Source organism: Xenorhabdus santafensis (assembly GCF_033949405.1).
GTDB classification, from domain to species: Bacteria; Pseudomonadota; Gammaproteobacteria; order Enterobacterales; family Enterobacteriaceae; genus Xenorhabdus; species Xenorhabdus santafensis.
The window spans coordinates 1-24,790 of sequence record NZ_VCDN01000131.1 but is presented as its reverse complement, the minus strand read 5'-3'; the positions used below and the strand labels follow the sequence as shown (position 1 = coordinate 24,790).

General features: G+C 43.1%; 17 protein-coding genes. 8 read left to right on the top strand and 9 right to left on the bottom strand.

What is annotated here, in order from left to right; translation table 11 throughout:
• Positions 1–293: 293 nt before the first annotated feature.
• Positions 294–491: an MbtH family NRPS accessory protein gene (locus FE392_RS19095; protein ID WP_319931733.1), complete on the bottom strand. Its 198-nt coding sequence runs from the start codon at positions 489–491 to the stop codon at positions 294–296.
• A complete protein-coding gene (locus tag FE392_RS19090) occupies positions 488–3,670 on the bottom strand; it encodes a thioester reductase domain-containing protein (RefSeq protein ID WP_319931732.1) in 3,183 nt (1,060 codons plus the stop codon). Before FE392_RS19090 ends, FE392_RS19095 begins: the two co-directional genes overlap by 4 nt.
• Positions 3,671–4,628: 958 nt before the next feature.
• Here FE392_RS19090 and glpT point away from each other — a divergent pair.
• Positions 4,629–5,978: a glycerol-3-phosphate transporter gene (glpT, locus tag FE392_RS19085; protein WP_319931731.1), complete on the top strand. Its 1,350-nt coding sequence runs from the start codon at positions 4,629–4,631 to the stop codon at positions 5,976–5,978.
• Positions 5,979–6,567: 589 nt separating this feature from the next.
• Positions 6,568–7,644 carry a glycerophosphodiester phosphodiesterase gene (glpQ, locus tag FE392_RS19080; protein WP_319931730.1) on the top strand — a complete coding sequence of 359 codons (1,077 nt, stop codon included), beginning with the start codon at positions 6,568–6,570 and terminating at the stop codon, positions 7,642–7,644.
• Between the two features lie 51 nt (positions 7,645–7,695).
• Here the strand turns inward: glpQ and epmA are convergent, their stop codons facing one another.
• Positions 7,696–8,673, bottom strand: a complete 978-nt coding sequence (gene epmA / locus FE392_RS19075) for an elongation factor P--(R)-beta-lysine ligase (RefSeq protein ID WP_319931729.1) — start codon at positions 8,671–8,673, stop codon at positions 7,696–7,698.
• A 533-nt stretch (positions 8,674–9,206) separates the two neighbouring features.
• Here epmA and frdA point away from each other — a divergent pair.
• The 5 genes from frdA (at position 9,207) to FE392_RS19050 (ending at position 14,239) form a co-directional block, all read left to right on the top strand.
• Positions 9,207–11,003 (top strand): fumarate reductase (quinol) flavoprotein subunit, encoded by a 1,797-nt coding sequence (gene frdA, locus FE392_RS19070; RefSeq protein WP_319931728.1) that lies wholly within the window; start codon positions 9,207–9,209, stop codon positions 11,001–11,003.
• Entirely contained in the window at positions 10,996–11,730 is a 735-nt protein-coding gene (locus tag FE392_RS19065; protein WP_319931727.1) for a succinate dehydrogenase/fumarate reductase iron-sulfur subunit, read from the top strand. Before frdA ends, FE392_RS19065 begins: the two co-directional genes overlap by 8 nt.
• Before the next feature lie 14 nt (positions 11,731–11,744).
• Positions 11,745–12,140 (top strand): fumarate reductase subunit FrdC, encoded by a 396-nt coding sequence (frdC, locus tag FE392_RS19060; RefSeq protein ID WP_319931726.1) that lies wholly within the window; start codon positions 11,745–11,747, stop codon positions 12,138–12,140.
• Between the two features lie 16 nt (positions 12,141–12,156).
• Positions 12,157–12,510, top strand: a complete 354-nt coding sequence (frdD, locus tag FE392_RS19055) for a fumarate reductase subunit FrdD (RefSeq protein ID WP_319931725.1) — start codon at positions 12,157–12,159, stop codon at positions 12,508–12,510.
• 661 nt (positions 12,511–13,171) lie between these two features.
• The gene (locus FE392_RS19050; protein ID WP_319931724.1) at positions 13,172–14,239 is read left to right on the top strand and encodes a PfkB family carbohydrate kinase; all 1,068 of its coding nucleotides are present in this window, start codon (positions 13,172–13,174) and stop codon (positions 14,237–14,239) included.
• Positions 14,240–14,660: 421 nt separating this feature from the next.
• Here FE392_RS19050 and FE392_RS19045 read toward each other — a convergent pair whose 3' ends face one another.
• The 6 genes from FE392_RS19045 to FE392_RS19020 all read right to left on the bottom strand — a co-directional run bounded on the left by FE392_RS19045 (position 14,661) and on the right by FE392_RS19020 (position 23,606).
• The gene (locus tag FE392_RS19045) at positions 14,661–16,721 is read right to left on the bottom strand and encodes a TonB-dependent receptor domain-containing protein (protein ID WP_319931723.1); all 2,061 of its coding nucleotides are present in this window, start codon (positions 16,719–16,721) and stop codon (positions 14,661–14,663) included.
• A gap of 252 nt (positions 16,722–16,973) precedes the next feature.
• Entirely contained in the window at positions 16,974–17,633 is a 660-nt protein-coding gene (locus FE392_RS19040) for a 50S ribosomal protein L11 methyltransferase (RefSeq protein ID WP_319931722.1), read from the bottom strand.
• A gap of 472 nt (positions 17,634–18,105) precedes the next feature.
• Positions 18,106–19,935, bottom strand: coding sequence for an acetyl/propionyl/methylcrotonyl-CoA carboxylase subunit alpha (locus tag FE392_RS19035; RefSeq protein ID WP_439153513.1), 1,830 nt, complete (start codon positions 19,933–19,935; stop codon positions 18,106–18,108).
• A gap of 11 nt (positions 19,936–19,946) precedes the next feature.
• Positions 19,947–21,545 (bottom strand): 5-oxoprolinase subunit B/C family protein, encoded by a 1,599-nt coding sequence (locus FE392_RS19030; RefSeq protein WP_319931720.1) that lies wholly within the window; start codon positions 21,543–21,545, stop codon positions 19,947–19,949.
• Positions 21,546–21,547: 2 nt separating this feature from the next.
• The gene (locus tag FE392_RS19025) at positions 21,548–22,345 is read right to left on the bottom strand and encodes a LamB/YcsF family protein (RefSeq protein ID WP_319931719.1); all 798 of its coding nucleotides are present in this window, start codon (positions 22,343–22,345) and stop codon (positions 21,548–21,550) included.
• A gap of 10 nt (positions 22,346–22,355) precedes the next feature.
• Complete coding sequence (locus FE392_RS19020; RefSeq protein ID WP_319931718.1) at positions 22,356–23,606, bottom strand: NRAMP family divalent metal transporter; 1,251 nt, start codon at positions 23,604–23,606, stop codon at positions 22,356–22,358.
• Between the two features lie 370 nt (positions 23,607–23,976).
• On the opposite strand from FE392_RS19020, the gene FE392_RS19015 reads away from it, so the two are divergent.
• A complete protein-coding gene (locus FE392_RS19015; protein WP_439153511.1) occupies positions 23,977–24,633 on the top strand; it encodes a GntR family transcriptional regulator in 657 nt (218 codons plus the stop codon).
• Positions 24,634–24,790 lie beyond the last annotated feature (157 nt).

The following is a 24,790-nucleotide window of genomic DNA, read 5'->3' as shown; positions in this document are numbered from 1 at the left end:
CCAGCCACGTATCTGGCCAGTCAGTGTCTTGTTGAGATAGATAAAATATATACAACCACCGGAAATTTTGTTTGATAAAGAACAAATACGAGCGAGAAACGCGCATGAAATAACATGCAAAAGTACATATCGTGATAAATATCACGCTTTGTTTAATGGTATGGAAAGTGGCAAGAAAAAATTAAAATGAGCAGAAAAAAGCGGGCATGACCCTATGGATGCATGCCCGTGATAATAATAAGTGAGGATGATTGATAATTAACTACCCCGATCCGTGGATATCCATTAATAAGCTATTTTGTTGGCTCCGGCCAAATGGCAGCAATGTGGTTCAAGCACTCGTCCTTAGCACCGACTTTCCCCGTTGCCATCCATCCCATCGGGATTTTTCCCTCAGAAGGCCAGATCGAATACTGCTTTTTGCTATTAATGACAACTGCCCAATCCATGTCTCCATTTCCCTTGACGTCATTTACCGTTAACTGTTTCATGCGACTGCCTCCTGTGCAAATCTTTCCGGCAGGAGAGCCGGCAAGAAACCTGTACCAATTAAATAACGCAATACTTGATGGACATATTCAGCCGTAACTGTTGGACAACGAATGTCACTTCCGGTCAGTGCTGACAATGTATTTTTCAACTCCAGCTCAGGGTGGATTTCGTCAATGTATGCCGGATCCAGCGCCCGATAAGGTCTTTCTGTCATATCCCTTATCAGCGGGATAAGTGGATAAAGTGGATGAGTATCATCTAATGCAAGGATCTTTTCTTTCCCCTCATCGAACGGCACAGGATTGAGGATATAACCAAAGTCCTGTACCCAATCAAAGAATTGCCGGATAGAGACTTGCACCGGGTTGAACAAGTTGAAGAATTTTCCGTTTGATTCCGCCTGCTTGGAGATATGCACCAAGGATGCTGCTACATAATCAACAGGCGTGATATCAAGCAGCAAATCGTGCTCAGGGTAGAAGCCCATTGCCAGATAGCCTTTCAAAGACGCTATCAGGTAATCATTCCCCTGCGCTGCCCCTGTGCGGGTATGCCCAAGAATCAGTCCCGGGCGATAAATGCTCACGGGCACGCCACGCTTGCGGGCAATGTTGATGATCCCTTCTGATACCCACTTACTGCCCGAATAACCAGAAGGATCACGTACCGTTTCACTCATGGCACGATCATCTTCCAAGTAAGGGCGAGGTGATTCAGTGGCAAACAGTGCATTCACGGAAGAAACATAATGGAAGTGTTTCAAACGTGCTGTACAAGCCAGTTCCAGCGCCGTTCTGGTGCCATCGACGTTGATGCTTTTGAGTGCACTATAGGGGTAGATGAAATTGACCAGTGCCCCATTGTGATAAATAACGTCAACATTTTCGGCCAGTTGTTCCCATGTTTCCGGCAACAGGCCGAAGCGAGGCTGACCCAAGTCACCAACAACAAAATCCACGCGCTTAAGTTCGTTGCCTACATCAATCTGGTAATTCTTGAACCCGGCCTTGATCCTGTCACGGGCATGCTCTTCATCAGATGCGCGGCACAGACAGATGATTCTGGCCGAAGTCTGTTTCAGCAATTGCTCCAGCAAATGCAGCCCAAGATACCCGGTCGAACCTGTCAACAATACGGTATCTGGCTGATACCAGTTAGCATGGGGCAACCCGTCAGGGCGAACATTTTCTTTCAGGTAAACATCATTCCTGAGCGTCTCTGCATGCTGGCGAATTAACGCTTCACTGTGATAAGTTCCCGCGATTCGAGCCGGGTTTATCTGGCGCTCAATGGTCATTTCATCCAATATTGCTGAAATTCGGGCAATAGTTGGTTCCACATAAATACCAGAGATTGGGATCCTCAGTGAAAACGCTTTTTCAATGTTTTCTACCATGCGGGCAACAAGGATGGAATGCCCCCCAATCTGGAAGAAATCATCCGTAATCCCGAATACATCCGTTGCCAGTAAATCACGCCAGATGGCATAAACACGTTTTTCAGTTTCTGTCTGTGGCTGTACGGCGTCATAACTGGCATTCAATCGTTCAGCAACTTCTTCCAACCGCTTTTTATCCCTTTTGCCACTGCTTGTCAGCGGTATATAAGGAATGCGGTAATATTCGGTCGGGATCCAGGCTTCATGCAGGATTTCCCGCAGCGATACTTGCGTTTCATGTACCCACTCCTCTGGCACAATCATATTCGGGTCAAACAATACAAATGCCTGGATCTTGGCAAAATCACCGCTACCCGCGACCCGGATAATTGCATCTTGCACACCCTGCTGCTTTCTTAGTGCTATTTCTATTTCACCCAACTCAATGCGATATCCACGCACTTTCACTTGATCATCTTGCCTGCCCATATAAATGAGGGAGCCGTCTTCAAGCATGCGTGCCATATCCCCCGTCAGGTATGCTCTTTTGCCTTTCCCCGTGATATCAGGTACATATCTTTTGGCTGTTTCAGTCGGATTATTGCGATAGCCCGCAGTCACGCCCAACCCACCAATAAGAATTTCACCCACTGTTCCTTTAGGGACAGGTCGCAGATACTTATCTACAATCGTGATACTGGTGCCGGGGATCGGGCCGCCCAATTGAACTTTATCCCCTTTTTTCATACGAAATGCCGTTGACCAAATCGTGGTTTCCGTTGGGCCGTAAACATTCCACAAAGAGCCCCCCGTGGCGGTGAGCTGATCTGCCAGATCTTGTGACAATGCTTCCCCTCCGCAAAGCATTCCCATTTCAGGACGGGGTTTCCAACCTGCATTCAAGGCCATTGACCAAGTTACAGGTGTCGCTTGGGCAAAAGTAAAGCGTGGATCTGATAACGTTTCAGACAACGCCATCGCATCACGTTGAGTATCAATGGAAGCGATATAGATGCTGCCGCCATGAACGATGGTCAGCAGCAATTCCAGAACTGAAATATCAAAGGAGAACGTAGTCAGTGCCAGCATATGGTCATCCTGACTGATTGACAGTAACTTGCCGAATCCGCACAGGCAGGCAGCCAGATTGTCATGCTGTACTTGTACTGATTTTGGTAATCCCGTCGAGCCGGAGGTAAACATCACATAAGCAGGATGATCGCCCAATGCGGGGATATTTATGTCTCCGGCGAGTTCGAGGTGATTTATCTCATTGATATTACCTAAAATAACATCCATAGAGATGAGCGTTGACGCCCTTAGTCCCGCTGATACTGTCTTATCAGACACCAGAATACTTTCCGGCAGGCTGGCAAGAATATCATTCAGGCGTTTTTCCGGCATCATTGTGTTGAGGGGGATATAGACCGCCCCAAGCCGCCAGATTGCCTGCATGGTCACAAACCATGAAATGCCTCGCTGGGCAGCAATGGCCACATTGCTTCCCATCTTTACACCATAATGACGCAAAGTTTGTGCAGCTTTTTCAATTCGCTGATTCAACACGCCAAATGTCAGGGCTTCATGTGGGTCAGAAACGGCGATGTCATTTGGTACGGTTTGTGCCAACTCAGCCAACCGAGCGGGAACATTTGTAAACCATGGTTTGAGTTCTGCTGTCATTTGACTGATATTACTATCATTTTCAGTATCAAAAGCAGTCTCAGTATCAAGAGTAGGAGAAGATTTTTGCCCAGTAAATGCTGTGTGTAATATTGCCTTGTGTGTGTAAGTATTCATAATGATGTTCTCATTTTCTGAGCTCCATTTATCCCATCACTTTTCATGATGAATGGAGACATCAATGCTGGTAGTCGTTATTTTTCAGTTTTCACCTACATTCAGTACCTGCAAATACCGTATGTTGGCGTTAACCAATTAAAAAAAATCAATTGAAAAAATTTAGTGCAAATTTAATAAATATATTAATTAGTATTATTTTGTAATCTTTGCTTAATCGAACAATCTACTTATATAAAGCCATTCATTTATTGGATAGCAGAGTGCATACGCCTATACAAACTGCCTCATATACACATAACAAACTGATATTAATGTAATTTTTATTCAAAAATAGTTATAAACCCCCTCATGATTACGCCTATCATGAGTATGAATAACTATTTGTGGTAATATCCATTATTTCGAATTCCAATTTCAAACATTTTATTTGTAATTGAGTTATAAAAAACGCCAAACATGTAAATAAAAAGAAAACAACATAATAAAATAAGACATCATTTATATGATTCGACAAAATTGCCAGTCAAAAACTTTCAATTTTCAGACAAAAAATACCAATGCCTATTACTAAATAGCATATATAATAATTAAATTTATATAAGTTATATTTATATAGGGTTATAATTTAGGCGGGATAACCATATTTGTAATAGGCCATTATATGATAAAGAACATAAACGAACCTTTAAACGCATAAAAATAACAAGCAAAGTATTTTATTGTGACAAACATCACGATAATATGAACGAATTGTATTTAAAAAAACCTCTAAATCACTCAAAATCACCGCCTTTGCGAAACTATATCTATATGTTAGCGACACCTCACAGTTATATAAGGTTGTTTTAGCTAATATTCCTTTCGATATGGAAAATATTTTTCGAAATTTTTCGTTTAATATCATCACTGCTCTGCGGTGATTATTCGCTCATACAAAAACCATGTGGAGACAAACATGTTAAGTATTTTTAAACCGGCTCTTCATAAGACCCGGTTGCCTGCGCAAGAAATAGATCCACTCTATCGTCGCTTGCGCTGGCAAATTTTTATGGGGATCTTCTTTGGCTATGCCGCTTACTATCTGGTAAGGAAAAACTTTGCTTTGGCAATGCCTTATCTAGTAGAACAAGGCTTCTCCAGAGGTGACCTTGGGTTTGCTTTGTCCGGGATTTCTATTGCCTACGGATTCTCGAAATTCATAATGGGTTCCGTTTCAGACCGTTCAAACCCAAGATTTTTCTTACCTGCGGGTCTGATCCTTGCTGCGGCCGTTATGTTGTTCATGGGCTTCGTTCCATGGGCGACCTCAAGCATCGCTGTCATGTTTGTCCTGCTTTTCCTCTGTGGTTGGTTCCAAGGCATGGGTTGGCCTCCTTGTGGGCGTACCATGGTTCACTGGTGGTCACAAAAAGAGCGTGGCGGAATTGTTTCTATCTGGAACTGTGCCCACAACGTCGGCGGCGGCTTACCTCCTTTGCTGTTCCTTCTGGGCATGGCCTGGTTCAATGACTGGAAAGCCGCGCTATATATGCCTGCATTCGCAGCGATTTTAGTTGCCCTGATTATCTTTGCTTTGATGCGTGATACCCCACAATCTTGTGGTTTGCCACCAATCGAAGAATATAAAAACGATTATCCACCTGACTACACTGAAAAAGATGAAAAAGAACTGACTGCAAAAGAAATCTTCATGCAGTACGTTCTGCCCAATAAACTGCTGTGGATGATCGCAATTGCTAACGTATTCGTTTACTTGCTGCGCTACGGCATCCTTGACTGGTCACCAACTTATTTGAGAGAAGTAAAGCACTTCGCACTGGATAAATCATCTTGGGCCTACTTCTTGTATGAGTATGCAGGTATTCCGGGAACGCTGTTGTGCGGCTGGATGTCTGACAAAGTGTTCAGAGGCAATCGTGGTGCAACCGGCGTATTCTTTATGACACTGGTTACCATCGCAACCATCGTATTCTGGATGAACCCGGCCGGTAACCCAAATGTTGACATGATCTGTATGCTGGTCATCGGGTTCTTGATTTACGGCCCAGTGATGCTGATTGGCCTGCACGCTCTTGAACTGGCACCGAAAAAAGCAGCCGGAACAGCAGCGGGTTTCACCGGCCTATTCGGGTATCTGGGTGGTTCTGTAGCCGCCAGCGCCATTGTTGGTTACACCGTTGACTACTTCGGTTGGGATGGTGGCTTTATGGTCATGGTCGGCGGCAGTGCATTGTCTGTCGTTCTGCTTCTGTTTGTCATGTTAAGTGAAAATAAACACAAGCAGGAAATTGCTCGCCAAGGTTAGTGAATTCATTGAAATCCACTGATTAATCTTATGTGAATCGCAGTGCAGCTTGATGGCACTGCGATTTTATTATAGGTCATTCATTACCCCGCAAAAAATGTCCTTGAAAGACAAAGTGCATATCTTGAACTGAAAACAAGAATAATGGTTATATGAGTTATTCCAATCGTTCGATATTGTAAATATTTTATACGTTAAATTACCGCACTAATAAAATGGCAATTATATATTTCCACACACTATTTAATATTAAATATTTTTTACATTATTAGTGAGAATTAATAGAACTTTCATTATTCAATCCCTTCTAATTTAAACATAAAAAAAGCTATTCATCATAATGCTGCTCATTTAATAACAATTATAATAAAAGTTTTTTAAACCAAACCTGAAGAAAAAAAATTTATGTCATAAAACTGTGACATACTGCTGGTAAAAAGAATGTTCAGGTTGTGTTGCCTCATCATTTTATATAAAAAGCAATCTTAAATTTTATTCTATTATTTTAGTCGCTGATGAGAAAACAGCGAAACAATAAACGACATCATTTGTTGTTTAAGATTTTTATTAGAAAAAATGGAGAATTCCAATGCAGACCCCTATGAAAGCAATTATGGCTGGTATTTTGTTAGCCTCATCAATGTCCGGCATTGCACATGCGGCAGATAAAATTGTTATTGCCCATCGCGGCGCCAGTGGTTACCTGCCAGAGCATACCTTACCCGCCAAGGCAATGGCCTATGCACAAGGGGCCGATTATTTGGAACAAGACCTCGTCATGACCAAAGATGATCAGCTCGTTGTATTGCACGATCATTATCTTGATCGTGTAACGGATGTCGCAGAACGTTTTCCAAACCGCGCCCGTGCTGACGGCCGTTATTATGCTATTGATTTTACCCTGCCAGAAATTCAGTCTCTGAAATTTACTGAAGGCTTTGATATCAAAGACGGCAAAAAAGTCCAAAGCTACCCGGGTCGTTTCCCTATGGGTAAATCAGATTTCCGCATCCATACTTTCCAGGAAGAATTGGAATTTATCCAGGGTCTGAATAAATCCACCGGGAAAGATATTGGTATTTATCCTGAAATTAAAGCACCGTGGTTCCATCGTCAGGAAGGTAAAGATATTACAAGCAAAGTGCTGGAAGTGCTGAAACAGTACGGCTATACCAAAAAGAGCGATAAAGTTTATCTGCAATGTTTTGATGCCAACGAACTTAAGCGCATCAAAAATGATCTTGAACCTAAAATGGGTATGGATCTGAAACTGGTTCAGCTTATTGCCTATACAGATTGGAATGAAACCTACGAGCAAAAACCGGACGGCACTTGGCAAAACTATAGCTATGAGTGGATGTTTAAGCCGGGAGCCATGAAAGAAGTAGCAAAATATGCTGATGGAATTGGCCCTGATTACCATATGCTTATCGAAAGTAACTCAACGCCGAGCAACATCAAATTAACCGGTATGGTAAAAGAGGCTCACGCCAGCCATCTGGTCGTCCACCCGTATACTATCCGCATCGACCAATTGCCAAAATATGCCACCAATGGCAATCAGTTGTTTGATATCGTTTTTGATAAAGCCAATGTTGATGGCGCATTCACTGATTTCCCTGATTTAGCGGTGAAATTTTTGGAAGCACATCACGAGCACAAATAATCAGTCAGCAGCATGAATTCTCAGGGGCAGCCCACGCTGCCCCAATGTTAATTACGAAATTCCCACCGGAAAGGCAATCACCTCACTGATCCGCTCAGCACCCAGTGCCAGCATAATCAAGCGATCCACCCCCAGCGCGACACCGGAACAATCCGGCATACCGTGGGCAAGAGCAGCAAGCAGGTATTCATCAATCGGCTGAATCGGCAGCCCCATGGCTTCACGCTTGCGGTTATCCTGTTCAAAGCGGAGGCGCTGTTCATTGCTGTCAGTCAGTTCGCGGAAGCCATTCGCCAGCTCCATGCCTTTGAAATAGACTTCAAAGCGTTGAGCAACACGGTGATCTTCCGGGCTGATTTCTGCCAATGCTGCCTGTGATGCGGGGAAATGGTAAATAAATGTCGGTTTTTCTATGCCGATTTGCGGCTCCACCCCCATCACGAAAAGCAATTGCAGCAGCGTATCCCGATCTTCTTCTTGATCTGCAATATTACTGAGATCGAGTTTCGCCGCGACTTCCCGCAGTTTTTCTTTACTGGCCGTCAGCGGATCAGTATTCAAATACCGGATGAATGCTTGTTGGTAGGAAAGTGATTCAGCACTTTCACAATCCAAGATCTGTTGCAATAGATCATCGACCTCATTCATCAAGCGGTACATATCATAATGCGGGCGATACCACTCAAGCATCATGAACTCTGGGTTGTGATGGCGACCCGCTTCTTCATTGCGGAAACTTTTCCCCATCTGATAGATGGAGCCACTGCCCGCTGCCAATAAGCGCTTCATATGGTATTCGGGGCTAGTCATTAAGTACAAAGTTAAGCCATCTGCCGCTCCTGGCCCGACAAATTGAGTCTGGAAAGGGACCAGATGAACGTCAGTGACAGTAGCCTGACTCATCGCAGGGGTTTCAATCTCCAACACCCCACGATCCGCGAAGAAGCGCCGTATTTCAGCCAGAATTTCTGCCCTTTTCAATAAATTAGCGATAGGGGCACTTGGCTGCCAATTCGCGACTTCGTTCATGTTCCTGTGACTCCAAAATAAAACAAAACGCGCAGTTTACCCGTATCAAGGTCACCAGACAAATCATTGCTCACCGCTGTTTGCTCTTAGTTGTTCTACTGTTTCTCATCCTGAACGTTTTTCATAATAAAAAATTTATATTTCATTAATTTAGCCGTTCTATTTTATGCTTCTCATGATTTAATCATGAGATTATGTTTGCCATGATCATTCGCCATTATTCAAATAATTATCACTTTATTAAATGAACAAACATCAATTAATTTAAATTTCATATTAATAAATAGGGTTAAATTAACTTCTGAATTATGGGTATGAATTTTACTACGCCAAAAGCTGTTCCAGATCAAATTTTCCTGCCGAAATCCTGCAAAACCTGCATTCATATCAAGTTTACATTCTCAACTGTTAGTTATAATTAAACCTTACAAATAGTAATAGATATTGCCTATAAATCGTTAAGGCATAGAAAATTAACTTCAACATTTTGTTTGATAAGAAAAATTGTTTTACTTGAACAACGGAGAAGCGCAGTGCAAACCATCAATGTCGACCTCGCGATTATCGGAGCTGGTGGCGCAGGGCTACGAGCAGCCATCGCTGCTGCTGAAGCTAATCCCCAGCTCAAGATTGCTTTGATCTCAAAAGTGTATCCTATGCGCAGCCACACCGTGGCCGCAGAAGGCGGATCAGCCGCAGTCACCCAATCCCACGATTCTTATGATTTTCACTTCAACGATACAGTGTCCGGCGGGGACTGGCTCTGTGAACAAGACGTGGTTGAATACTTCGTCAAGCATTGCCCGACCGAAATGATCCAACTGGAGCAATGGGGTTGCCCGTGGAGCCGCAAAGAAGATGGTTCCATCAATGTCCGCCGCTTCGGGGGCATGAAAATCGAACGCACCTGGTTTGCCGCAGATAAAACCGGCTTTCATATGCTGCATACATTGTTCCAGACTTCCCTTAAATATCCCCAGATCCAGCGTTTTGATGAGCATTTTGTGCTCGATATTTTAGTTGATGAAGGGCAAGCCCGTGGCTTGGTGGCATTGAATATGATGGAAGGGACGAAAGTTCAGATCCGTGCCAATGCCGTGATTATGGCCACCGGTGGTGCCGGGCGTGTCTATCGTTACAATACCAATGGCGGCATTGTCACCGGTGATGGCATGGGCATGGCATTCCGCCACGGGGTACCATTGCGTGATATGGAATTTGTACAATATCACCCAACCGGCCTGCCCGGCTCCGGCATTTTGATGACTGAAGGCTGCCGTGGTGAAGGCGGGATTCTGGTGAATAAGGATGGTTATCGCTATTTGCAGGATTATGGCTTAGGGCCAGAAACGCCACTCGGGCATCCTGAAAATAAATACATGGAATTAGGCCCGCGCGATAAAGTCTCTCAGGCTTTCTGGCATGAATGGCGAGCCGGACGTACGATCGCCACACCACGCGGTGATGTTGTGTATCTGGATTTACGTCATTTGGGTGAGAAAAAACTCCTCGAACGCCTGCCCTTTATTTGTGAACTGGCAAAAGCCTACGTGGGAGTTGATCCTGTCAAAGAACCCATTCCCGTTCGCCCAACCGCGCATTACACCATGGGCGGAATCGAAACCAATCAGCAATGTGAAACCCGCATCAAAGGGTTATTCGCTATCGGGGAATGTTCTTCTGTCGGCCTGCATGGCGCGAATCGCCTCGGTTCCAACTCTCTGGCAGAGCTGGTTGTCTTTGGGCGTCTGGCAGGTGAAGAAGCCGTCAGGCATATTCAGGAAGCGACTCCTGCCAATGATAACGCCCTGAATGCCCAAGCCCGCGATATCGAAGAGAAACTCAATAATCTCTTGAATCAGAAAGGCGATGAAAGTTGGGCAAAAATCCGCGATGAGCTGGGAACGTCCATGGAAGAGGGCTGCGGCATTTACCGCACACCAGAGTTGATGCAAAAAACCATCGACAAAATTGCAGAATTGAAAGAGCGCTTCAAGCATATCGAAATTAGCGATCGTTCCAGTGTCTTCAATACCGACCTGCTCTACACCATTGAGCTGGGATTTGGTTTGGATGTCGCTGAGTGTATGGCCCATTCAGCGCTCAACCGCAAAGAATCACGGGGTGCCCACCAGCGCCTTGATGAAGGTTGCACCGAACGTGACGATGAGAATTTCTTGAAGCATACGCTGGCTTTCTACAATCCTGAAGGTGCCCCCCGTCTGGAATACAGTGATGTGAAAATCACTAAATCTCAACCTGCGAAGCGCGTATACGGTGGTGAAGCGGCTGCGCAAGAGAAAAAACAGAAGGAGAAAGCGAATGACTGAGATGAAAAACCTGAAAATGGAAGTCATGCGCTATAACCCAGAAGTGGATAGTGAGCCTTATTTCACCACTTATGAAGTCCCTTACGATGAGCAGACTTCATTGTTGGATGCATTGGGTTACATTAAAGATAATTTGACGCCTGACCTTTCTTACCGCTGGTCATGCCGCATGGCTATCTGTGGCTCCTGTGGCATGATGGTCAACCGCGTCCCCAAACTGGCCTGTAAAACCTTTCTGCGGGAATATCCGCAAGGCATGAAAGTCGAAGCGCTGGGCAATTTCCCGATTGAGCGGGATTTGGTTGTCGACATGACGCACTTCATTGAGAGCCTTGAAGCGATCAAGCCTTACATTATCGGCAATGATCGCAAGCCTGCTGATGGCCCGAACACACAGACCCCTGCCCAAATGGCGAAATATCATCAATTTTCAGGGTGCATCAATTGTGGACTATGTTATGCCGCCTGCCCCCAATTCGGCCTGAATCCTGAATTCATCGGGCCTGCGGCGGTTACACTGGCACATCGTTACAACCTTGATAACCGTGATAATGGCAAGAAAGAGCGTATGCCACAAATCAATAGCGATAATGGGGTTTGGTCTTGTACTTTCGTGGGTTATTGCTCTGAAGTTTGCCCGAAACACGTTGATCCGGCTGGTGCCATTCAGCAAAGCAAAGCTGAAAGTGCCAAAGATTTCCTAATCTCTATGCTGAAACCACAATAAGGGAGGAAAGAGTAATGACAACCAAACGTAAACCCTATGTGCGCGGCATGGAAACCAATTGGTGGCGTAAGCTGGGATTTTATCGCTTTTACATGCTGCGTGAAGGGACATCCGTGCCGACTGTGTGGTTCAGCCTGCTGGTGCTTTACGGCCTGTTTGCCCTGAAAAATGGCCCAGAAAGCTGGGCTGGTTTTGTCTCTTTCCTGCAAAATCCAGCCGTACTGCTGATCAATATCATTACCCTGCTGGCGGCTTTGCTGCATACAAAAACCTGGTTTGAATTGGCACCCAAAGCGCTCAATATCATTGTCAAAAATGAAAAAATGGCACCCGGGCCAATTATCAAGCTATTGTGGGCGGTCACAATTATCGCTACTGCCGTGATTCTCGGCGTTGCACTATTTCTATAACCCCAAGGAGGATCTGATGAATCAAGTACCTAAACGTTCCGACGAACCGATTTTCTGGGGGCTGTTTGGTGCAGGTGGCATGTGGAGCGCCATTGTTGGCCCTGCCATTATTTTGCTGCTGGGAATTTTATTGCCGCTCGGCTTGGCACCTGAAGCGCTTTCTTATGAGCGGATACTGACATTCTGCCAAAGTTTTATTGGCCGCATCTTTTTGTTGTTGATGATAAGCCTGCCGTTATGGTGTGGGTTGCACCGCATCCACCACGGGATGCACGATCTGCAAGTTCATATTCCTGCCAGCAAATGGGTATTTTATGGTGCGGCGGCTATTTTCAGTATTGTCGCTGTCATCGGGGTATTTACACTGTAATTGCTGTATACCTATTGTCTCTCAAGGTGCAGCTTTCTTGGCTGCATCTTGAAACTCATGGATGATCTCTCTGCCAATATTTATAGAAACTCAGAGTAATCAAATAAAAACAAACAGTTAACTTCATAACGTAATCTTCTTTTCCGTTCAAAAAATAATTGCCATCTGAAGCAAAAAAGATCTTGTGGCTGTCATCAGGATCTGGATAGTTAATCACCATAAAGCCTCGTCGTTCAAAAGATGCCGCCAACAACAAAGCCTGCTAAAAATGTACTCTGCCTACCAACAAATACTGCATCAGAGTTCTTAACAGCCCATGATGAATGAAATTATATTATTTATAGACAATCTTAACTTTCTTTAATAAAGATACTCTGAAGCCAAACATATGTTTGTTATTCTCACAATAATTCACAACTGTTTGTTTTATATATAAATTATAGAGGATAAAATATAAACAGATTGGCTTGATTATAAAAACCTCTAATTTTTTTCATTTTTTAGCATAATATTCAAGATAAATGTCACATTTTTATGAAACGCGTTCATATTATTAAGCTTACGATCGTGCTCCCATAATTAAAACTAAAAACACAAATAGCCTTTACTGTCTGCCAAATATGCAATAAAACATTAGATAAAAAATGGCTAAGGACATGATATGTCGAAGAGGGAAAATCAAATATTGCAACTTCTAAAACGTGATCCTTTCATACAACAGCAAGAAATTGCAGATATTCTTGGGATTAGTCGTTCATGTGTTGCAGGGCATATTATGAACCTAAGTAAAAAAGGATATATAAAGGGAAAAGGATATATTTTATCTAAAAATGCCTATGCTGTATCAATTGGCGCAGCCAATATAGATTTAACAAGCTATGCATATAATGAATTAATTTATGAAGATTCTAACCCAGGGAAAATAATTTCAACACCAGGCGGTGTCGGTAGAAATATCGCGCAGAACATTGCCTTATTAAAAAATGAAAGTTACTTAATTTCTGTTATCGGCAACGACCAAAATGGAAAGGTATTGTTTGATAAAACAAAACTGGCTGGCGTAAACGTCAAATTTTTATATAAGTTGGATGGGGAAAAAACTTCAATCTGTAATTCTATTATCGATAAAAAAGGAAAATGTATATTAACAATTAATGATATGAGTATTCTGGAAAAGCTGACACCTGCTTTATTATCTCAATCTAGATCACTCATCCAACATGCCAGTGTGTTAGTAGTTGACTGTAACTTAACGGAAGAAACTTTAAAATGGTTATTTCGACATGTTAAAAACGTGCCAATTTTTGTCGATACTGTTTCACAATCTAAAGCGCCAAAAATACGTCACTGGTTATCTCACATTCATACTTTAAAGCCGAATCGTACTGAAGCCGAGATCCTAAGTGGCATAAAAATTGAAAACCAGAAAGATGCGGCTAAAGCAGCAGATTGGTTCCATCAACGTGGGGTTCAACGCCTGATATTAAGTATGGATACGGAAGGTGTCTATTATAGCGAGTTAGACAACTCATCAGGTTGCTCACCGGCAATTCATACCAATGTCATTAACTCCAATGGCGCTGGAGATGCCATGATGGCAGGGCTGGTACACTGCTGGCTGGAAGGAATGGAACTCAAAGAAAGTATTCAATTTTCACAACAATGCTCGGCATTGACCTTGTCTTCAGAACATATTGAAATATTTCCTAAAAACCACTCTTATATTTAATAAAATTTTACTATTTCAAATATAAGATGACCAAAATATAGAACTCTTATGGCACCGTTGTCCCTCAGTACCCGCCAATGATGAATCATCGTTAATTTCGATACCCTATTCAGATAGAACCACAAGTATGCCCACCACCGCCATTTAATTCATGACAAAGTCATTCACATAGTGTACCCCAATACAGAATAAGACGTTTTCAAGCCTATTTTGTTCGCGATTACGGATTCAAACTAATTTATCTGACGACAGGAACAATCAGAGGAGAGTTTATTCTTTCTGAAATGGCGGCAAGCACTGTTTGGTGAGCGGAGTTTGATTAAAGCAAAGTGCCGGATAAAAAAACCAGCACTTTGTCAGTCAGTAACGTGAAATCTGCGGTCAAGCCGCAGACTTTTTACTAAAAATTAAAGCAAGTTCCTTAGAATTTATAAGAAATGGTGGCTTTATAAGCGCGCCCTTTCTCTTCTTGTCCCTTATAAGTATTCAGGTAATAAGATTGCTCGTTGTAACGCTTGTCAAAGATATTATCGATACCAAGCTGAATTTCTGTGTTTTTCCATGAACCCGATTTCGGTGCCCAAGAAATATATGCATCACTGACGCCATAGCCTGGTTTATGTATAGTTACAATCTTACCGTCATCAGTTCCTTTTGCATCTGTGGCACGGTTAAATCGAGAGTTCCAACCAAGTTCAATATCAGTTTTATCAAATGAATAGCTCCCGCCAATAGTGAAGGAATCGCCTATAGTCGGAGTAAATTCCCGTCTTTTGTCAAACAACGCATTACCGTTAAGGATTTTGTTATTAGCTTTGGCATAAGTCGCTTTTAAGGACAGGTTATTCAACTGATATTTAGTCGATAATTCAAACCCTTCCAATCTGGATTTAGGGATATTATGGAGCTCACTCTTGGCTAATGTGGTAGCCAGATTTTTGAAATTGGTCTGGAATACTTTACCAATGACAGTAACTGAGTCATTTTCAGCAAAAACATCAGTATATGTTCCCGCCGCACCCGTTTCTATGTTGTAACCCGTTGTGGCTTTTAAATTGGCATTTTGGTTGCTTGGCCCCATACCAATTTCTTTACCCAATGGACCTCTGAAAAGCTCGGTATAATTGGCAAATAATGTTGTTGATGCACCCAGTTCATATTTCAAACCAAGAGCTTTTGAAAAATGGGAATACGTTCTTTCAAAAGACTCATGATTTTTATTAATCGTATTGTATTGGTAGTGATCCCATCTGACGCCCGGAATGATATGAAAATCAGCTAATCGAATGTCATCTTCCAGATAAACAGATGATGACTTTCCTGCTTCCACGACTCTTTTGTGCATATTTTCTGCTTCATCACTGTATGCCATTCGAGTATCAAAATACTCATAGCCATAAGTTAAAGCATGGAAAAGCTTCTGAGTATCAAATCTGGAAACATTGCGCGCCCTGATACCCTGAGTTTCAACATTACTGTCAAACCCCTTTCCAGGGCCATTAACTTCCTTCATATGAGTGAAGTTTTGTTCTGTATGATAAGCAGAAACTTTTAAATCAATGAAGTCATTGTCGACAGGTACAAATCGATAGGAAATATTGTAAGCATCACGCTCTGAAGCGTACTTCGCTTTTCTTCCTTTATTCACATCAGGGCCAAAATTCAATCTGAAATTCGTATCTGCATCATTTTTATAATGCTCTTTTGATACGCTGATGTACTGATCATCAGTCAGATTAAATTTCGTTTTTAATAAATAGTTAATCAATTTTCCATCGGTAGGAATTGATTCTCTCCCGAGATTATCTCTGCCCGTTTTAGCATCATCCATATTACGGTGATTGAAGTAACCCAATAAATCGACTGCTCCCAATCTTCCATACGTTGCTAAAGATTGCTGGAATTCAGAGCCATTACTGACGTAACTTAACTTGCCTTTTGCGCCAAATAATTGATCTTGTTCTAATAAATCACTGGCATCAACGGTCTCAAATTTTAATGCTCCACCAAGGGCACCAGTATCATAGGTAATACTGTTTGTACCCACATTAATATCAACTTGCTTGAGCATTTCAGGATCTATGCTGTAGTTTCCTGCATGGTGGAAGTGATAGCCTTCTTGTCTTGCACCATCAACGGTTACGTTGATGAATTGATCATCCATGCCCCGGATTTTGAAACGCTGCCCCAAAGCACTAGGATGGCCGGCTTGCACGCCCGGTACATTCTTTAAAATTTCACCGACACTTTGTGCCTGTCTAACTTTAATTTCGTTACGGCCAATTTTCCCACTATCTTGTTCTGCATTGTTACTTGCAATAACAACAATGGTGTCACCAGTTGTATTCGATTTTTGGATTTTAGTTTCAGTGGTTGCTAGTGCGTTGCTGGGAATAAATGCAGCCAGCATAGATGCTGACATCAAAGGAGCACACAAACCGTTCTTAGTCAGCGTTGCGTAAATTTTAGTAATTTTTGTCATTGTTGTTCGAGATAGATATTATTGAGACGCATTATTATTTACATTTAGATTGTAAATGCAATTAACTTTAGCGATGCATCGCGAAAAAGTTTTTCAAATCAATCTCATTACCCCTACCTCAACAAAGCTAGGCTACTGCTGTCCCAAGGATGGCTCTCTATCATGCTGCACCTTAAAACCTCCAGAGTATAAAAACAGTACGCTCCTTATTGCGATTAGCCGATTGATATCCTTCCGGTTGTTTATCGCAGTTTATTTGCTGATTTCATGAAAACTCCACCATATCCCAAATTTTTCCTCTCGTTTTTCTTTGTGCATAACGGAATATTTTTGCAGTGTTTTGTAGAAAGCCTCGACAGGGCCAAATTCTGCGAATGTCATAAACATTAGCCCTTTATCTGCCAAATAGTGGCGATACTGGCTAAACAGCATTTCTCCGTAACTTGATATGGTATGGCCAGAGAGACTTTCTTTTGACCAAGCTTCAGGGGAAATTGGCCCATTGGCAAATATGTAATCATATTGGCCTTTGACAGATTCAAAAAGATTACTATTAATAAAATGAATGTCTGTAATCTGATTCAAATAAGCATTATGTCTGGCATGGTGTAATATATGATCATCGATATCTGTTGCTATTATCAATGATGCACCTTTGAGCGCTGAATAAATGGCAAGAACTCCACTGCCAGTTCCTATATCAAGAACTTTTTTCCCGACAAAATTATGATAATTAATCTTCTTTATAAGCAGTGGTGTTGAATGAGTTTGTAATGGGGATGGTAGGAATGCTTGAGGAATAACTGATAATTTAATGCCTGCCAGTGTTATTTTTACAGGTATTTTATTGCTCTTTCTTAATCTTTCTTGTTCTAACCACCATGTCATATATTTTTCTATGTGATTACTCATGGCAACCCCTTTGGGTCAGGATTATTTTTAACCAGTAATAATAGAGGCAATCGGTAGTTGTTTATTGCGTATTTACCTACATAAAGAATGGCATTTACCGCTGATTCCAGCCATTACAGATTTTGTTATAGGTGGATTTTTTGACGGGCATTTAATGGTGATTACCCTGATGCGCCTGTGTTTACAAAATAAAATCGAAATCTGTTGGTATATATTTTTAAGAATTTCCTCAATAAAATCTGCTTAATTATCAGCATAAATTATTATATCAACCCATAACATTGAATAATCGTCAAATATAGACAAAAGAAATTACAGCACAATAGGAAATTTGCATGAAATGATTCCATGCTTTTAAATTTCATCAAGTTATTAGTATCATTTGGTCATTAATGATAGTAATGAGCCTACATAAAGCAGGCTCATTTATTGATTAAAGCAAAAATTTAACCAGAACGAAGAAAAAAACCAACTAATTATTTAACGACTCTATATTAGCCAGAATACTTTCTGCTTCCAGATAATCTCCCGCTTGTGCACAAAATGTGATTTTTCCCGAACAATGGGCACTGATTTGTATTTCCATTTTCATCGCTTCCATCACTGCAATAACATCACCTTTATTCACTTGCTTGCCTTCATCAATTAGCCATGAATGCAGTATGCCGGAAATTGGCGCTTTAACCTGACGGGGATCTGTTAGCTCACGTTCTTGTACGACCGGCTGCTTCTGGGAAAGTGAGTGCTCACCTGTCGGAACAAGCTGAGTTAATCCGGCCAATAAATCCGATGGCAATCCCAATTCATGCCTGCGGCCATCGATCTCAATAAATGTGCGAGAGATACTTTTATCTGATGTAGCAGACTGGCGAGGTAAACTTTGCAGCTCATTGGCGAAATCTGTTTCTATCCAACGTGTATGGACATGAAATTCATCGTGGGAAATAAAATCAGTGTGTTCCATCACCGCTTGATGAAACGGCAATACCGATGCCACCCCCTGAATTTTGAATTCCTGTAGTGCCCGGCGGGCGCGGGAAATAGCTTGTTCGCGCGTCGCTCCTGTCACGATTAACTTCGCCATCAATGAGTCAAATGTAGCCGGAATAGTAGAACCCGTTATCACACCTGAATCCAGCCGAATACCAGGGCCTGAAGGTGGAATAAACTCATTGATGGTGCCAGATGTCGGTAAAAAGCCTTTACCAGCATCTTCTGCATTAATGCGGAATTCAAAGGAATGTCCCCTAGGCTTCGGTGTTTCCTGAATACTTAACGGATAACCTTCTGCTATTCGTAATTGTTCGATCACCAAATCAATGCCTGTGGTCTCTTCCGTGACCGGATGCTCAACTTGTAAGCGAGTATTTACTTCCAAAAAAGAAAGTGTCCCATCAGCGCTCAGCAAAAATTCTACTGTACCAGCCCCCACATAATTAGCTTCGGCACAAATGGCTTTTGCAGACTGATAAATGCGCTCTGTTTGTTCTTGTGACAAGAATGGAGCCGGTGCTTCTTCCACCAGTTTTTGATTGCGGCGCTGCAAAGAACAATCACGGGTTCCAAGCACAATTACGTGACCCAATTTATCTGCAATTACTTGTGCTTCTATGTGACGAGGTTTATCCAGAAATTGTTCAATAAAACATTCTCCTCGCCCGAATGCAGCTGTCGCTTCACGTACTGCCGAGTGATAAAGTTCGATAACTTCATCCTGCCGCCAAGCTACTTTCAAACCTCGTCCACCTCCTCCAAATGCGGCTTTAATGGCAATCGGCAAACCATGTTTTTCGGCAAAGTCGACAACTTCCTGCACATCGCTGACGGGTTCTGCTGTACCAACCACCAAAGGCGCACCCACTTTCTGGGCAAGCTTGCGCGCCTTCACCTTATCGCCAAGTTCATCAATCGTTTCAGGGTTCGGCCCAATCCAAGTTATCCCCGCCTCAATGACAGCCCGGGCAAATTCTGCCCTTTCAGACAGAAAGCCATAGCCGGGGTGTATCATCGTTGCCCCTGACTGCTTCGCTATCGCCAGTATGCGAGGAATATTGAGATAAGTTTCAGTCGGACTATTTCCTCCCAAACCATAAGCTTCATCAGCCAATTGCACATGTTGGGAATGAATATCAACATCCGCATAAACGGCTATTGTCTGTATTCCATAATCACGGCAAGCACGAATAATACGGACAGCGATTTCACCACGGTTAGCGATCAACACTTTTTTGATTTTATTTGCGGAAGTCTGCTGAAGTTCATTGTTTGCTGTATCATCGGCAATGTTCACAGTGTTGTTCATAGAAATAATGCTCATAGGAAATCTTTGCTCCCTTGAATTTCATGGAATTGGCTGATGGGGTTAAAGCGAATTTTGGCGTTGACAGGGATTTGGCCTGCCAGATCAAGATGATAATCTGCCACTGAAGCGATAACTGGATATCCTCCCGTCAGCGGATGGTCAGCCAAAAATAATACAGGCTGCCCGCTGGCCGGGATTTGGATCGCCCCCGCACAAGTCCCCTCACTAGGCAGCTCCTGTGTTTTAATGCGGGATAGTGAACACTCACCATTTAATCGAAGCCCAATGCGGTTGGATTGAGGTGTCACTTGCCAAACCTGCTTACTCAATAATTCGATGGCTTCTTGCGTAAACCAATCTGTACGTGGCCCAAGTATTACGTCTAATTCCACAATGGCATCTTTATTCGGCATATCAAACGCGGCTGTTTCAGAGCAAGAAACCGCTGCACTGTACAATGGATGGCGAATTATCAGTTTGTCATGAACTTTCAACGGGGCAGGCCCAATATTGGACAATGTATCGAATGAATGGCTGGATAAAACAGAAGGAGCAGCAAACCCGCCACGTACAGACAAATAAGAACGCATGCCGGCCGCAGGAATGCCAAGTGATATTTCGTCACCATCGTTCAAATCAATGGGTTGGTAAGCATTTACATTGATCATTTCCCCCGATGGGGTCTTTATCTCTATCGGGCAGGGAGCACCCGTTATTGCAATTAACATTTGTCCGTGCGCTTGTGCTCTGAACCCACCCTGTGTAATTTCCAGACAGGCTTGTTCGATTGAATTACCAACAATGCGGTTTGCACTGCGCAAAGCGCTTTTATCCATCGCTCCGGATCCTGATACCCCTGCACCTGATTGCCCAATACGCCCCAAATCTTGGAATAGAGTTTGCAAGCCAACAGACAAGATTTCTAAATGGCAACAATCCTCGGGAACCGAAGTTCTATTTTCGTGCGTGTTTTTCGGCAAACTCACCGTTGCAGGAAGATGACCCGCGTCCCGAAAATTAACGCGATAACCTGGTTGCAATAAAGCCGGGGATGGACGGGAAAGATCCCACATTCGTTCGGTTGTTATACCGATAAGTTGCCAGCCTCCGGGGCTTGCCTGTGGGTAAACGCTGCTAAATTCCCCTGCAAGTGCAACAGCACCAGCCGGAATGCGTGTCCTTGGCGTTTTCCGGCGGGGAATATTCCACTGAGAAGTTTCTGACACCATATAAGCAAAACCGGGAGCAAATCCGGTAAAAGCCACGGTATATTCATTTTCAGTGTGGCAGCGTATTACTTCCTGAACAGACATTCCTAATATTTCAGCAACAGCAGCAAGATCGTCACCATTGTAATGCACGGGAATTTCTATTTGTTTTCCCGCTGAATAGCGACGCTCCTGTAAATCACGGCTCCCCATTTCTGCTGCCAATTGCTGGGTTGATATTTTTGTCGGCCGAAAACGGATCATCAGCGTTCTTGCGGCCGGAATAATTTCTTCAATCCCCAAGACCGGTTCCGCATTCAGTGAATCCAGCAATGCCAGTGTTTCTGCCAATCCATTTAATTCAACCATGATGGTATTGAAGTTTACGGGTAAAAAACGCAAAGTTATCTCCCTATGTCATCAACAGAATCAGTGTTCTCATGAATAAATGAACGGATAGTGATCCCTGCCTGCTGTAAAACAGACTTAATCTGTCTTGCCATGTCTACCGCACCCGGGCTGTCACCATGAACACAAATAGAGTCCGCCTGAATAGGTGTGAATTTTCCATCAATGGACTCAACACCTCCCTCCGTCACAAGCTGCAACATGCGTTTAGCAACCAAATCCGCATCATGCAATACGGCTCCCGCTTCACGGCGGGAAACCAGCTCGCCCTTCGAGGTATAGGCGCGATCAGCAAATGCTTCCGCTATGGTTTTCAGTCCCCTTTCCTGAGCCCACTTGAGGACGTTTGATCCTGCCAAACCAACCAATGCAAGAGCGGGATCGATGGCCAGAATGCCTTCAATGACAGCAATCGCCTGATATTCATCATTGGCAATTGTGTTGTATAGCGCGCCGTGGGGTTTGACATAATTCAGTGTGGTGCCTGCCGCGACAGCCAATCCTTGCAACGCTCCAATTTGGTAAATGACATCCGCGGTCAGTTCATGGCTGGCAATATCCATTTTACGGCGCCCAAAACCGACTAAATCAGGATAAGAAACATGGGCGCCAATCACTACATTGTTTTCTTTAGCTGATTGTAATGTCCGCAAAATCCCCACAGGATCTCCGGCATGGAAACCACAAGCGACATTAGCACTACTGACAATCTGCAATATTGCATCATCGTTTCCCATATGCCATTGCCCAAAACTTTCACCCAAATCACTATTTAAATCGATTGTTTTTATCATAATGATTTCCTTAAGCTAATTTCAAAAACTCAAAGATTGAATCGATAGACATCGCCCCCATGTACCACGTCAACACGCATGTAATTGCACCTGACCAAAGCAGCCAGCGGGGATAAACGTATCCTCCCATCAAGTCAGTACGTCTCCAGCCAACATAAACAAAGATAGTCAAACCAAGAGGGAGAATAAGCCCATTGAAACCACCGGCAAAAACCAGTAAGGCCGCCGGAGGGGTTCCCATTAACAGATAAACGACCAGCGAGATAGCAATAAAGAGCAGCGTTGCAATATTACGCTGACGCTCAGTTATCTGTTTCCGAAACACGCTAAGAAAAGACATGGAGGTATAGGCAGCACCAATAATGCTGCTAATTGCCGCAGCCCAAACGATCAGGCCAAAAATACGCAATCCGAATTCACCCGCAGCAGCCTGAAAAGCTTGTGAGGCTGGGTTGGCTGTTTTTCCTGCAATATCCAATGTTACACCACTGGCAACAACACCCAATATGGCAAGAAATAGTAGGTATCGCATCAAGCCAACAACCAGAATACCTTTGGTTGCCGCACTGGAAACAACTTTGAGGTTTTCAGCACCTACCGCCCCTTTATCCAGCAAACGGTGAGCGCCAGCGTAACAAATGTAGCCACCGACGGTTCCGCCCACAATGGTTGTGATGGTCGCAAAATTGATTTCATCCGGCAGTACTGTTTGTCGCAAAGCCTCTCCCAGCGGCGGATTAGAGACTATCGCCACAAACAACGTCATGGCTATCATGACAAGTCCCAATATCACAATAATTCTATCAATGGCGATACCTGCTTTACGGGAGGTAAAAATGTAAATCGCAGCCAAGGCGCTCAACAATCCTCCCCATTTTGGATCCAGGCCCATCAGAGCATTAAGCCCCAGCCCTGCTCCCGCGATATTACCAATGTTAAAGACCAACCCGCCGAAAATAACCAATGCAGCCAGTATGTAACCACTTCCCGGAATGGCTGCATTCGCAATATCAGCCGATTGCATTTTGGTTAGTATGACAATCCGCCAAATATTTTGTTGCACCACAAAATCGATCACAATAGAGGCTAAAATGCCAAAGGCAAACGCCGCTCCCATCGTCGCAGTAAACGTAGCCGTTTGGGTTATAAAACCCGGCCCAATCGCTGACGTTGCCATCAGAAAAACAGCAGCAATCAAAGATGAACGCCGATTCGATGCAAAATTTGTCGTTTCTTGTTTTAGTGTTTCCTGCATAGCCATAAGCCATCTTCCCCTGTCATCAATATCTTATTTATTCTTTTCTAAGCAATATTCATACCATTGTGGAACTAGAATCATTTATTGTTTAATTAAAGTTACTTTATTGTTGAACAATAAATAAAACCTGATGGGAAAATAGGCAAATGGAATCGTGTTATTGATTGCCAAAGTTCGATAGCGATCACTTTATAAGCATGAAATGTGAGGGCTATAGACAAAATGCACACTTTTGGTGCGGAAAGCTATTTTATGTTGCCCCATATTGGTTCAAGGAAGGCTACTTGCTGGTTATCAGGGAATGTGTGAAGATTCACTTTTATGTAACACTTTGAAGCTATCTGCTATTGGACATTAAATCTAACGGATGACTATGACAAAAGACCATTCTCCCCAGATTTTGAGTAAAAGGATCGCTGAAACTATAAGAAATAAGTTGGTTGCAGGGGAGTTATTGCCAGGACAGCGGCTATCGGAAGCCACTTTGAGTGAACAACTTGAAATTTCACGTAATACATTACGTGAAGTGTTCCGACTTCTTACACAGGAAGGCCTGCTCAAACATGAACCTAATCGCGGTGTGTTTGTTGCCACTCCTGATATTGCATCAATTATTGATATTTATAGAGTTCGGCAGCTGATTGAGTGTCAGGCTCTGGCTCAGTCTTATCTAATGCATCCCAGTATTGCCAAAATGAAACAAGCCGTTGATAGCGCGCAGCAATGTCGTGATAAACAAGATTGGATTGGTGCCGGCACAGAAAACATGCGCTTTCATGCCGCAATTGTAGAGTTAACAGATAGCGAGAGGTTGATCGCGTTCTATCGGAATATTTCCGCAGAACTTCGTCTGGCTTTTGGTGTTTTAAACGATCCTGAACTTTTATACGCTCCCTATATTGATAAAAATGCCCATATTCTAGAGTTGCTTAATTCCGGCCAGAATGAATTGGCAGCAAATAAGATGAAAGAATATTTGGAATTATCGGAAAGAACGATCTTGGCCGCTTATACGCGAAAAAATCATTAAGTATCTCCCTTAAAACGGCGATAAATACGCTATTCGCTGTTCATGCGCCCAAATACAACATGCTATTTGTTGCCATATTTTGGGGATATATTCAAAAAATTACAAAAAGTACAAATGCAAAAAAGCCACCCGTTACCGGATGGCTTTTTCGTCTAAT